We start from the raw sequence: 12,888 nt of genomic DNA on the forward strand, positions 1-12,888 counted from the left end.
GCGTCTCCGGGCGGCGCCCCCCCGCGGCAGGCCGGGGGCGGCACGTGGCGGGGTCGGATCCCCCGGGGGCCGGGGCTAGTAGTTCCGCCACTCGTGGCGGGTGTACTCCAGGACGGCCGGGTCCATGAGGGTGCTGGCGCGGACGTCCTGGGGGCGGCGGTCCACGGGGAAGACCGTGGCGGCCTTCAGGACCGCGTCGTCGAGGAAGCGGAGGCGCGGCGCGTCGGCGGCGAGGCGCGGGACCGGGGGCGGGCCGCCGGAGCCGGGGGAGGCGAGGACGAAGCCCCAGTTGCCGAAGCTCGGGACGTCCACCTGGTAGGCCGTCGTCGCGTACCCGGCCTCCCGCACCGTCTCGGCGATCGACCAGTACGACTTGGGCGCGAAGAACGGGGACCCGGCCTGCACCACGACCCGGCTGTCGGGCTTCAGGACGTGGGCGAGGAGGTGGTAGAACTCGACGCTGTACAGCTTGGCCAGCGCGGCCGTGTCCGGGTCGGGGAAGTCGACGACTACCGCGTCGTAGCGGTGCCGCGCGTCCCGCAGCCAGGTGAACGCGTCCGCGTGGACGACCGTCACGCGCGGGTCGGCCAGGGCGCCCCCGTTGAGGTCGACGAGCGGGCCGAACGTCCGGGCCAGCCGGGTCATCGCCGGGTCCAGGTCGACGAGCGTGACCTCCTCGACGTCGTCGTAGCGCAGCGCCTCCCGCAGCGCCAGCGCGTCACCGCCGCCCAGGACCAGCACCGACGCCCGCTTCCCCGCCAGGGCGGGGTGGACCAGCGACTCGTGGTACCGGTACTCGTCGACCGAGGAGAACTGCAGGTCCCCGTTGAGGAACAGCCGGGTGTCGGGCGCCCCGGTGAACGCGGTGGAACGGGTGACGACGATGTCCTGGTACGGGGTGGTCTCGGCGTGGACGATCGGGTCCCGGTACAGCTGCTGCCGCGCCGTCACCTCGATCTCGTCGGCCAGGACGTAGACCGTGCCCAGCACCGCCAGGACGGCGGCCACGCCCCCCAGCAGGCACGTGCGGACGACCCTCCGGGTCTCGCGGCGGAAGATCCACAGGACGACGCCGCCCCCGGCGACGGCGTTGACCGCACCCACCACCAGCGCGCCCTTCAACTGCCCGAAGGCGGGCAGGAGCAGCAGCGGGAAGCACAGGCCGCCGATGAGCGCGCCGACGTAGTCCGCGGCGAACATGTCCGCGACGGCGCTGCCCGCCTCCTGCCGCCTGATCCGCTGGAGCATCGTCATCAGCAGGGGGATCTCGGCGCCGATCAGCAGCCCCACGACGAACGAGGCGACCACCATGGCGGGCGTGTAGATCCGCAGCCAGGAGAACGCCACGTACAGCAGGAGCACCGACAACCCGCCGACGAGCCCCAGCACCAGCTCCACCAGGGCGAACGCGCCGACCGCCCGCCGCTGGAGCGGTTTGGCGGCGAGGGAGCCGACGCCCATCGCGAAGACCATGACGGAGATGACCACGGAGGTCTGCATCACGGAGTTGCCGATGAGGTAGCTGCCCAGCGCGGTCAGCGCCAGTTCGTAGACCAGGCCACAGGCGGCACAGACGAACACCGCGAGGAGGAGCAGCACCCGGGTCCCCCGCGGGTGGCGCGGGCGTGCCGGAGCGGTGGCGGGCGGGGCGGTGTCCGGGGCGGTGGTGGTGCTCATGGCGGGGAGCTCAGGAGACCGCGGCGCCGACCATGAAGGCCGTGCCGACGTACATGGCCGCCTGGACCCAGGCGGCGGGATGGGCCTGGGTGCCGTTGTCGTCGAGTACCGCGGCGCCGAGCCTGCCGGGCGTGAGCAGTCCGACGACGAGCGAGATCAGCGTCATCACGACGACGCCGGCGAGCCCGTACAGCAGGGTGCTGAACAGTCCGTAGCCGAGGCCGAGCTCCGACTCGCTGGCGCGGATGGACGCCTCGATGACCAGCCCGACGGCGACCGTCTGGCCGGCGAGGAGCACCGCGGCGCCCCGGTTGCGCTCGGTCCACACGACGTGGAACAGCTTTCCGGGGGTCACCAGGTCGAGCGCGACGAAGCCGACCACCATCACGACGAAACCGACCAGGCCGTAGAGGACGGCGGTGCCGGCCGACTCGAAGATCTCTGCCACGGGGATGCCTTTCGGGGACGTCGTCGGGGAATCGCGGGTGCGGTGGGCGCGGGGCGCCCGGTCACTTGCCGGAGCCGGGGCCGCCGCCGCGGAAGCCCGCGCTGTCCGGGTCCGGCCACTTCGTCCGGAGGTGCGGCTTCCATCGACGGTACCCCGTACGGTAGTCCGCGATCTCGATGCGGCTGCCCGTCCGGTGCGGGCTGATGGCGACGATGTCGTCGCGGTAGCGCAGGAAGACCCTGCCGTCGGAGTCGAGCCGGTCCGTGGCCGTGGAGTGGCCGTGGATCTCGTCGGCGACCTTCGACGGCGCGTCCCGGTCGTCGACGTGGCCGCCGGCGCCGGTCGTGTACTGCCTGCTGATCCAGGCGGACGGCACGGGGTTGCCGTCGTCGTCCGGTTCGTCGGCGCAGCCGGCGAGGACGACCGCGGCGAGCAGCAGCGCGGTGGTGCGTCGGGCGGTCTTCATCGGGCCTCCAGCCGGGTGTGGGTCGCCACGATCCGGCGGCTTCTCGGGTACGTGTGCCAGGTGCGCCAGGTCAGCCCCGTGCCGTCCCGCTCGACGGTCAGCGCGGTGACGGCGTCGACGGAGCCGGGGAAGATGCCGTAGAGGGACCTCGGGTGGGCGTCCGCCAGGTCGCGTATCCGCGCCACCTCGGCGCCGAACCCGGAGGCGGGGTGTTCGTCCACGCGGGCGCCGAAGGAGTAGCGCCAGCCGTCGAAGTCGTGCGCCGCGGTGTCCGGCAGGCCGTCCCGGGCGCCGGGCAGGCAGGCGACGGTCTCGCGGACCGGTCCCGCGCACACCTGGTGGGAGGCGCCGAGCAGCCGGAGCTGCACGGCGAGTCCACCGACCGTCAGGTCGCGCACGGCCAGGGCGTCGCGGACGGGGTGGCCCAGGGCGAAGGACAACTGGTCGGCATCGGTGTCCAGATACGGTGCCTCCAGGGTTATGCCGTTCACTGATCCCCCGGGGGCCGTACCTGCGTGTGAGCGCCGCCGAGTATGGCACAGGACGCGACCCGCGCCGCAGCGGGGAACGGGGCGCGGCGCCCCCGGAGGTCGCGGCGCGCCCGGCTCCCCCGGCGCCCCGGCACCGTCCCGCTCCGCCCCTCCGCCCCCGCCGCATGCGTTCCACCGGGACCGGCCGGTTCCGGTCGCCGGTCGTCCTTTGCGAGCGGTCACCGCCGCCGCCGTGGCCGTCGACCCGGCCGCTTCGCCGACCCCCGGGACCACGGGTCTGGTCTGGACCTTAAGGTAGGTCCGGCGGTGTCCGCCCGTACGCGCCGGGCCGGGGCCCGCGGCCCGGACGCCGGGCCGGCGGCGCCGCGGCGCTCCCGCGAGGGAACCCCCCGCCCCCGCCGGGGGTGACAAGGGTTTTCCCCGTATCGGCTTCACGGCGCGTTTCCCTACTGTCTCCCGCACCGGCGGTTCCCCCTTTCTGACCCGTAACTGTCAGGTGCATGTAACCCCATGCATGCGACCCCAGGGGGATCCCCGGGGACGGCCCCGACGTCGGGGCCGTCGCGCCGGCGGCGGCGCGGGGGCACACCCGGCCTCGAGGGGCTGTGGAGGTACCCCACAAACAGCCACAGTCCCGCGCCGCCGCCCGCGCACCGCACCGTCAGCAGCTCCGGGAGTCGCCGGAGCCGCCCCTGAAAGGGAACAACTTGAACGGTTCCAGGCGGAGACTGATATCCGTCGTGGCGGCGAGCGCCACGCTCCTCGGTGTCGCGTCCACCTCGTCGGTGGCGCTCGCCGCGCAGGCCACCCCCTCCCCGAAGCCGACCGCGCCGGCCTCGCAGGCCATGAACCCGGCCGCCACCATCCCGTCCGCGCCCGTCGAGAAGGTCATCGTGACCTACAAGGCGCGCACGGCGGAGGCCACCTCGAACACCGCCGCCAAGAGCGACACCGCCGAGAAGGCCGCCGAGACCGGCGAGGAGCTCTCCTTCGAGCGCCGCCTCGCCGGCGGCTCCGCACTCGTCGACCTCGGCACCGCCACCACCCGGCAGGACCTCGCGGAGGTCATGGACGCCTTCCGCGCCGACCCGGCCGTCGCCTCCGTCGAGGCCGACATCCGCGCCTACCCGATGGCCGTGACCCCCAACGACACGGACTACGCCAAGCAGTGGGACCTCTTCGAGCCCACCGGCGGCATGAACGTGCCCGGCGCCTGGGACAAGACGACCGGCAGCGGCGTCACCGTCGCCGTCATCGACACCGGTTACGCGGCCCACTCGGACCTCGCCGCCAACACCGTCACCGGCTACGACTTCATCTCGACCTCCTCCGACGCCCGCGACGGCAACGGCCGCGACGGCGACCCGAAGGACGAGGGCGACTGGAACGCCACCGACGGCGAGTGCGGCACCGGCTCCCGCGCGAGCAGCTCCTCCTGGCACGGCACCCACGTCGCCGGCACCATCGGCGCCGTGACCCACAACGCCAAGGGCATCGCCGGCATCGCCTACGGCGCCAAGGTCCAGCACGTCCGCGTCCTCGGCAAGTGCGGCGGCTCCTCCTCGGACATCGCCGACGCCATCACCTGGGCGTCCGGCGGCAGCGTCCCCGGCGTGCCGGCCAACCCCAACCCCGCCAAGATCATCAACATGAGCCTCGGCGGCGCCAGCAGCACCTGCCCGACCGTCTACCGCAACGCCATCAACGGCGCCGTCTCCCGCGGCACCACCGTCGTCGTCGCGGCCGGCAACAGCAACGCCAACGCCTCCGGCTTCACCCCGGCCAACTGCGACAACGTCATCACCGTCGCGTCCACCAGCCGCGAGGGCAACCGCTCGTACTACTCGAACTTCGGCACCATCGTCGACGTCGCCGCCCCCGGTGGCGAGACCCGCCGCGCCACGGACACCCCGGGCACCATCACCACGCCCGAGAACGGCATCCACTCCACGCTGAACTCCGGCGGCACGGTCCAGTCCACCGAGACGTACAAGCCGTACCAGGGCACCTCCATGGCCGCCCCGCACATCGCCGGTCTCGCCGCGCTCCTCAAGTCGGCCAGGTCCACGCTGACCCCCGCCGACATCGAGTCCGCGATCAAGACCAACGCCCGCCCGCTGCCCGGCACCTGCTCCGGCGGCTGCGGCACCGGCATCGCCGACGCCGCCAAGACGGTCAACGCCGTCACCGGCGGCGGCACCACCCCCGGCGGCACCGCCTTCGGCAACACCGCGAACGTGACGATCGCGGACAACGCCACCGTCACCTCCGCCATCGCCGTCACCGGCGTCACCGGCAACGCCCCCGCCGCCCTCAAGGTGGACGTGGACATCAAGCACACCTGGCGCGGCGACCTGGTCGTCGACCTGGTCGCCCCGGACGGCACCGCCTACCGGCTGAAGAACTCCAGCGGCAACGACTCGGCGGACAACGTCCTCGCCACCTACACCGTCGACGCCTCCTCCGAGGTCGCGAACGGCACGTGGAAGCTCCAGGTCCGCGACGTCGCCTCGGGTGACACCGGCTACATCGACTCCTGGGGTCTCACCTTCTGAGACGCCAGTAGGGGTAACAAATTCGCAGGTCAGGGGCGTGTTCCCGGCTTTCCGCCGGGGGCGCGCCCCGTCGCGCGGCCCGGGAGCGCCGTCCACATGCCGGACAGAAGACCTGGACTACCCGCCCCTGATTCGTATCCTCACAGGGCGCGGGCAGGGGGCCCGCCGCGTGCGGGCGGGGCCCACGCGCCGGAGGGTGGTGGCACATGAGGACGACGCCGTACCCCTCCGCGCCGGTCGGCCGGGCCCACCTCGTCGACCGCCTCGACCGCACCCTGCGCGCCCGGGGCCGCGCCGTGCTCACCGGGCCGGCCGGGGTCGGCAAGACCGAGGTCGCCCAGGCCGCCGCCGCCGAGGCCGCCGCCCGCGGGGAAACGGTTCTGTGGCTCGCCCCGCAGCCCGCCGACCGCGACATGCCCGGCGCCGCCGCGGCCGCCCTCGTCGCCTCCGTACCCCCTTCCGCCCTCGACGGCCTCCCCGGACCGCAGCGCGCCGCCGTCGCCGTCCTGTGCCGCGAGGCCACCGCGCCCGACACCGGCCGGGACCCCATCGCCCTGCGCCTCGCCCTGGCCCGGATGCTGCGCGCCCTCGCCGAGAAGGGCCCCGTCCTCCTCGTCGTCGACGACACCCGCCACGTCGACCCCGACAGCGCGGACCTCCTCCGCTTCGCCCTGCACCTCGCCCCGCCCGAGCTGCGCGTCCTCGCCGTCGAGACCCCCGCCCCCTGCGGCCCCGACGCCCCGTACGGGGACGCCGGCACCGGCCCGTGGAAGGAGCCGTCCGGCGCCGTCCCCGACCCCGACGCGGCCACCGGCGGCGCGCCCGCCGCCCTCTGGGTGCCCTCCGAGGCCGACGTGCTCCTCGTCCCCCCGCTCCAGGCCGACGAGATCGCCGAACTCCTCGTCCACCACCGGCTCGCCTCCCGCATGGCCGGCCGCATCCACCAGGCGAGCGGCGGCAACCCCCGCCTCGCCCTGGCCGTCGGCCGCTCCCTGGCCGACTCCCGCACCCCCGTGCACCACGCCGAGGCGCTGCCCCTCTCCGGCCGCGCCCGCGACCTCGCCCGCCGGATGCTCGCCCCCGCGCCGCCGCCCGTGCGCGCCGCGCTCCTCCTCGCCGCGCTCGCCCTGCGCCCCACGGCCGCCCTGGTCCGCCGCGCGGGCCGGCCCACCGCCGAGGCCGAACTCGCCGCCGCCGAACGGGCCGGACTCGTCTCGCTCACCGAGGACGGCGCCGTCGCCTTCACCGCCGGGCTGCTCCCCACGACCCTCGTCCACGACACCTCCTGGACCGAGCGGAGCGAGGCCCACACCGCGCTCGCCCGCGTCGTCGACGACCCCGTCGAGGCCGTACGGCACCGGGCGCTCGCCACCGACGTCCCCGACGAGCGCCTCGCCGCCGAGGTCGCCGCGGCCGTGGAGACCGTACGCCGCCGGGGCAACAGCGCGCTCGCCGCCGAGCTGGCCCTGCTCGCCGCCGAGTCGACCCCCGTCCACCTCGGCCGCCGCCGCATCGCCCGGCTCGCCGACGCCGCCGAGGAGGCCGCCCGCGCCGCCCGCGCCGACCTCGCCCTGCGCGCCGCCGCCGACCTCCTCGCCCGCGACGCCGGCCCCGAGGACCGGGTGCGGGCCCGGCTCGCCGTCCTCGACACCGCGGGCCAGGGCCTCACCGACTTCGACGAGCTGTACGTCCACGCCCTGGAGGACTCCGAGGGGAAACCCGCACTGCGGGCCGCCGTCCAACTGCGCCTCGCCGTCAAGCACGTCCTCGCCGACGGCGACCCGGTCCGCTCACGCGCCGCCGCGGTCGAGTCCGCCGCCCTCGCCGCCTCGGTCGGGGACCGGCACACCGCCGCGCAGGCGCTCACCCAGCAGGCCCGCATGGACCGCGTCCTCGGCTCGCCCGACGCGGAGGAGACCCTCGCCGAGGCCCGCGCCCTGGAGCGGGCCGACCGGCCGCTCGGCGTCCGCAACGCCGCGCAGATCCTGACGATCCGCCACGCCCTCTTCGACGACCGGCTCGCCGAGGCCCGCGACGAGATCAACGCCCTGCTCCCGCTGGTCGAGCGGCGCGGTCCCGTCGAGGACACCATCGAACTCCTCCACACGCTCGCCGCCGTCGAGGCCCGCCGCGGCCAGTGCGCCGCCGCCCTCCAGCACGCCCACCGCTCCCTCGCCCTCACCCTGGAGGCCGGCCTGTCGCCCGGCCCGGCCTGGTACACGCTGGCCCTCGCCGAGACGGCGGGCGGCTCCTTCGCCCGCGCCATGAGCTACGCCCGGCGCAGCGCCCAGGCGTCGGAGGAGGAGGGCGACCAGGTCTTCCTCTCCCGCGCCCTGTACGCCCTGGGCAGGGTCCAGCTCGTCACCGGGGACGTGGCCGCCGCGCTGGACACGCTGCGCCGGGTCCAGGAGGGCGAGCGCGCCCTGCGGACCGTCGACCCGTCGATGCTGCGCTGGCACGAGGAGCTGGCGGAGGCCCTCCTCGCCCACGACGCGCGGGAGGAGGCCGAGACCCTGCTCGCCGACGTCGGCCCGGTCGCCGAGCGCCTGGGCCGTACGACGGTGCTGCTCGGCTGCGACCGCGCCTACGCGCAGTGCCTGGCGGCGGGCGGCAAGCAGGAGGAGGCGGCCGCGCTGCTGGCGGGGACGGCCGAGCGGTTCGCCGGGCACGGCCTCGTACTGGAGCAGGGGCGGTGCCTGATCGCCCTGGCGCGGGTGGAGCGGCGGCGGCGCAGGCGCTCGGCGGCCCAGCAGGCGCTGAACGCGGCGGCTGCCGTCTTCGAACGGGCCGGGGCCGTGCCCTGGCTGGACCTGGTGGCCGAGGGGCCGGCCCGCGCCGAGGCGGCCCCGTCGGGGGCCGGGGCGCTGGCGCGGCTCACCGAGGCGGAGGCGCGCCTCGCCCGGATGGTGGGGCAGGGGGCGAGCAACCAGGAGGCGGCGGCCCGGCTCTACCTGAGCGTCAAGACCGTCGAGGCGCGGCTGACGCGCATCTACCAGAAGCTCGACGTGCGGTCCCGCGCCCAACTGGCCGCGGTCATCACCACGGGGCCGGTGGTCCGGCCCGGTCCGGCGGCGGGCGACGACCACGGCTGACCGGGGGCGTCCGCCGGTCGGGTGACGGCCCGCGCGGGCACCGCCGCGCGGCACGGGGTGCGCACGACACCGCCGCGCGGCGGGGGCGCCACGCGGCGGTGTCGTCGTGTGCGGCGGTCAGTGCTGTGCGGTCTTGCCGCCCACGTGGGAAACGGCGTCCTGCGCGGCGCCCCCGGCGACGTCGTCCATCAGCGTCGCGACGTCGTCCGCGCCGAGCATGGAGCTCGGTTGGGGCAGGTTGTCGCTGACGGCGGCGTGCGAGGACGGGGTGAGCAGGGAGGTGACGACTCCGGCGGCGAGGGACGCCACGGCGAGCATGCTGCGCTTCTTCATGCCCGGTCCAACTGCCGAGGCGCCCCGGGGTCACGGCCCGGCCGTGACGAATTTCCGCCGGACCCCGATCAGCGGTGGCCGAGCCAGGCCATCGCGGGCAGCGGCCGGTCGTCGTAGCCGAAGAGCGCCTGGTTCTCCCAGCCGTTGCCGGACGACGGGTCGGCCGGGTCCCAGCCGTTGCCCTGGACGGCCGTCCACGTCGGCTCCCAGTAGACGACGCCCAGGCCGCGCCCGTTCGGGACGGCCTCCACGACGTTCATCACGTCGCGCAGCCAGGCCGCCTGGCCGGCCGGGCTCGCCGGGTAGCCGGCGACCAGCTCACCGGTCGTGTCGATGATGTTCTCGTGGGCGTCCTCGCTGTCCAGGCGGAAGGCGTACGCGGTCTCGACCACGAGCACCGGCTTGCCGTAGCGGGCCGAGATGTCGTCGAGGTTGGCCTGCAGCGAGGAGAGCGGGCCGTGCCAGTAGCCGTAGAACGACAGGGCGATGACGTCGAACGTCACCCCGCGCGCGGTGGCGTTGTCGAACCACTGCCGGTACAGGGCGTTGTCACCGCCGTGCGCCAGGTGCAGCGCGACCCGCGTCGAGGAGGACACCGCCTTCGCGGCCGAGGCGCCCGAGTTCAGCAGCCCGGCCAGCCGCGACCAGTCGGCGGTGGACCCGTCGGGCCAGAGCATGCCGGTGTTGATCTCGTTGCCGATCTGCACCATGTCGGCCGTGGTGCCCTGCGCCTTGAGCGCGTTCAGCACGTCGTACGTGTGGTTGTACACGTCGGAGCGCAACTGCTCGTACGAGTGGGAGGACCAGGCGGCGGGCTTCGCCTGGGCGCCCGGGTCGGCCCAGGTGTCCGAGTAGTGGAAGTCGACCAGGAGCCGCATGCCCTGCGCCTTGATCCGGCGGGCCGTCTCCAGGATGCGGGTCTTGTTGTTGTAGCCGTCCGCCGGGTTCACCCACACCTTGAGCCGCCCGTAGTCGGCGCCCGCCGAGCGCAGCACGCCCAGCGCGTCGGCGGCGGCGCCGGAGCTGTTGCGGTAGACGGCGCCGAGGTCCTCGCTCTTCTTCAGGGACGACACGTCGACGCCCCGCACGGACAGGCCCGTGGAGCCCGGGGTGAAGGACACGTCGTCGACGTTGAGCCAGTTGCCGGCCTTGGCGTCGGAGTTGATGCTGACGGTGCACTGGCCGCTCGTCACCTTCACGGAGGTGACGAGCCGTATCCACTTGCCGTCCGGGGTGGGCGGCAGGTCCGTGCGCTGTTCGGCGGAGCCGCAGTTGCGCAGGGCGATGTACGCGGCGTTCTGCCCGCCGCTGGACCGCACCCAGGCGGTCAGCGTGTACGAACCGTTCGCCAGTCCGGACAGGTACTGGTACGTCTCCACCTTGTAGGCGGACGACGCCCAGTGCGACAGCCGGGAGGCGCCGCTGCGCCCTCCGGCCTCGACGAAGGAGGCGGAGCTCTGGCCGGTCGACGAGTAGGTCGACCAGCCGGTCGTACCGGACTCGAAGCCGGTGTTGGTGAGCGTGGAGGCGGCGTGCGCCGCCGGGGCGGGCAGGGCCGTCAGGGCCAGGCCCGCGGCCAGCGGGAGGAACAGGGCCCGCACGTGGCGGGTCAGGCGGCTCGCTTGGAACATCGTCGTCCCTTCGACGGAGGGGTGGGGGTGAGGACCGGCCGGACGCCCCTCAACACATCCGGCCGGGATCAAGGGGGGCGGGCGCCGCCGGGGAGCGGGCCCGCCCTGCGCGTCAGCCGTCGAGCCGTACGACCCGGACGGCCCCGGCGGGCACGGTCAGCGGGCCGTCGACCCGGCCGCCGTCGAGCAGCTCGGTCCCGGGCCCCTCCAGGGGGACCTCGGCGTCCGCCGCCGTGTGGTTGATGGCGAAGACGTAGCGGCCGGACTCGCCGGTGCGGCGGACGACCTCGACGTCGCGCGGGAGGCCGGTGCGCCCGGCCACCCCGGCGTCCGCGCACGCCAGGTCCAGGACCGCGCCGAGGCCGGCCGCGTCGAGGCGGGTCGACACGTACCAGGCGGTGCCCCGGCCCAGCCGGTGGCGGGTCACGGCGGGCCGGCCGGCGGCGAGCCCGTCGGCGTACTCCCACACCGCCTCGGCGCCGCGCGGCACGACGAACTCGGTCCACACGTCCCCGCCGAGCTCCGCCGGGGCCGCGACCGCCGCCCCGGGCACCGGGGAGAGCCGGACGGCCTGGCCGGGCAGCAGCGGCGAGAACTCCTCGACCGTCAGCCCCAGCACGTCGCGCAGCGCGCCCGGATGGGGGCCCTCGTGGACGGCGTCGTGCTCGTCGACGACCCCGGAGAAGTACGACACGACGAGCGTGCCGCCGTTCTCCACGTACGCGCGCAGGTTGTCGCCCGCCTTCCGGGTGGTCAGGTACAGCGCGGGCACGACGACCAGCGGGTACGCCGACAGGTCGGCCTCCGGCTCGGCGAAGTCCACGGTCAGGTGCCGGTCGTACAGCGCCTCGTACGCGGTGTCGGCGCGCTCGCGCGCGTCGTGGTCCTCGCTGGGCCGCCACTCCAGCTTCTGCGCCCACCAGGACTGCCAGTCCCACACGACGGCGACGTCCGCCTCGGTGCGCGTCCCCCGGACGCCGGCCAGCGCGGCGACGTCCGCGCCGAGCCCGACGACCTCCCGCCACACCCGCGAGTCGGTGCCGGCGTGCGGGACCATCGCGGAGTGGAACTTCTCGGCGCCGCGCCGGGACTGGCGCCACTGGAAGAACATGGCGCCCTCGGAGCCGCGGGCGACGTGGGCGAGGGAGTTGCGGGCCATCTGGCCGGGGGCCTTGGCCGGGTTGTGCGGCTGCCAGTTCACCCCGCTGGTGGAGTGCTCCAGCAGCAGCCAGGGCTCGCCGCCCGCCACCGAGCGGGTCAGGTCGGCGGCCATGGCGAGGTTCACGTGGGTGCGGCGGCCGTCGGTGATCAGGTAGTGGTCGTTGGTGACCAGGTCGACCTCGCGGCCCCAGGCCCAGTAGTCGACGGAGTCGCACTGGCTGAGGGCGGTCATGAAGTTGGTGGTCACCGGGACGCCGGGGGCGAGGCGGTGCAGGATGTCGCGCTCGCGCACGAAGTTCTCCCGCATCGCGGCGTCGGCGAACCGCTGGTAGTCCAACTGCTGGGTCGGGTTGCACGCGGTGGGGGTGAGGCGCGGCGGGTCGATCTGGTCGAGGTCGCCGTAGCTCTGGCCCCAGAAGGCGGTGCCCCACGCCTCGTTGACGGCGTCGACGGAGCCGTACCGCTCGCCCAGCCAGACGCGGAACGCGGCGGCGCAGGTGTCGCAGTAGCAGGCCGAGACGGGCACGCCGTACTCGTTGTGGACGTGCCACAGGGCGAGCGCCGGGTGGTCGGCGTAGCGGCGGGCCAGCCGCTCGGTGATGTCGGCGGCGGCCGCCCGGTACGCCGGGGAGTTGTGGCAGATCGCGCCGCGCGATCCGAAGGCGAGGCGGACGCCCTCGCGGGTGACCGGCAGCGCCTCCGGGTGCTCGCGGTAGAACCAGGCGGGCGGGCAGACGGTGGGCGTGCCCAGGTCGGCGCGGATGCCGTTCTCGTGGAGCAGGTCGAGGACCCGGTCCAGCCAGCCGAAGTCGTGGACCCCCGGCTCGGGCTCCAGCAGCGCCCAGGAGAAGATCCCAACGCTGACCATCGTCACGCCGGCCTCCCGCATCAGTGCGATGTCCTCGTGCCAGACGCTTTCCGGCCACTGCTCGGGGTTGTAATCCGCGCCGAAGGCGAGTCGTGTCAGGCCCCGGGGTGTGTCCGGCATGGGCTTCTCTCCTGGAAGTTGTTTGGCTGGGAACGTTCACAGGCCC

The 12,888-nt window shown here is 74.7% G+C and carries 9 protein-coding genes; 2 read left to right on the forward strand and 7 right to left on the reverse strand.

Annotated elements, in window-relative coordinates; all coding sequences use genetic code 11:
• Positions 1-75: 75 nt before the first annotated feature.
• The 4 genes from RND61_RS15720 to RND61_RS15735 all read right to left on the reverse strand — a co-directional run bounded on the left by RND61_RS15720 (position 76) and on the right by RND61_RS15735 (position 3,082).
• Entirely contained in the window at positions 76-1,677 is a 1,602-nt protein-coding gene (locus RND61_RS15720; protein ID WP_315878570.1) for a polyamine aminopropyltransferase, read from the reverse strand.
• 10 nt (positions 1,678-1,687) lie between these two features.
• A complete protein-coding gene (locus RND61_RS15725) occupies positions 1,688-2,125 on the reverse strand; it encodes a DUF350 domain-containing protein (RefSeq protein WP_315878571.1) in 438 nt (145 codons plus the stop codon).
• A 61-nt stretch (positions 2,126-2,186) separates the two neighbouring features.
• A complete protein-coding gene (locus RND61_RS15730) occupies positions 2,187-2,591 on the reverse strand; it encodes a DUF4247 domain-containing protein (RefSeq protein WP_315878572.1) in 405 nt (134 codons plus the stop codon).
• Positions 2,588-3,082: a DUF2617 family protein gene (locus tag RND61_RS15735; RefSeq protein WP_315878573.1), complete on the reverse strand. Its 495-nt coding sequence runs from the start codon at positions 3,080-3,082 to the stop codon at positions 2,588-2,590. Before RND61_RS15735 ends, RND61_RS15730 begins: the two co-directional genes overlap by 4 nt.
• A gap of 740 nt (positions 3,083-3,822) precedes the next feature.
• Here RND61_RS15735 and RND61_RS15740 point away from each other — a divergent pair.
• Positions 3,823-5,637 (forward strand): S8 family serine peptidase, encoded by a 1,815-nt coding sequence (locus RND61_RS15740; protein WP_315878574.1) that lies wholly within the window; start codon positions 3,823-3,825, stop codon positions 5,635-5,637.
• Positions 5,638-5,843: 206 nt separating this feature from the next.
• Positions 5,844-8,729, forward strand: a complete 2,886-nt coding sequence (locus RND61_RS15745) for a helix-turn-helix transcriptional regulator (RefSeq protein WP_315878575.1) — start codon at positions 5,844-5,846, stop codon at positions 8,727-8,729.
• Positions 8,730-8,846: 117 nt separating this feature from the next.
• Here RND61_RS15745 and RND61_RS15750 read toward each other — a convergent pair whose 3' ends face one another.
• The 3 genes from RND61_RS15750 to RND61_RS15760 form a co-directional block, all read right to left on the reverse strand.
• Positions 8,847-9,062: a hypothetical protein gene (locus RND61_RS15750; protein WP_315878576.1), complete on the reverse strand. Its 216-nt coding sequence runs from the start codon at positions 9,060-9,062 to the stop codon at positions 8,847-8,849.
• A gap of 68 nt (positions 9,063-9,130) precedes the next feature.
• Positions 9,131-10,693 carry a glycoside hydrolase family 53 protein gene (locus tag RND61_RS15755; RefSeq protein ID WP_315878577.1) on the reverse strand — a complete coding sequence of 521 codons (1,563 nt, stop codon included), beginning with the start codon at positions 10,691-10,693 and terminating at the stop codon, positions 9,131-9,133.
• Positions 10,694-10,805: 112 nt separating this feature from the next.
• Positions 10,806-12,842: a beta-galactosidase gene (locus RND61_RS15760; protein ID WP_315878578.1), complete on the reverse strand. Its 2,037-nt coding sequence runs from the start codon at positions 12,840-12,842 to the stop codon at positions 10,806-10,808.
• Positions 12,843-12,888: the final 46 nt, after the last annotated feature.

Source organism: Streptomyces tamarix, from assembly GCF_032423885.1.
GTDB classification, from domain to species: domain Bacteria; phylum Actinomycetota; class Actinomycetes; order Streptomycetales; family Streptomycetaceae; genus Streptomyces; species Streptomyces tamarix.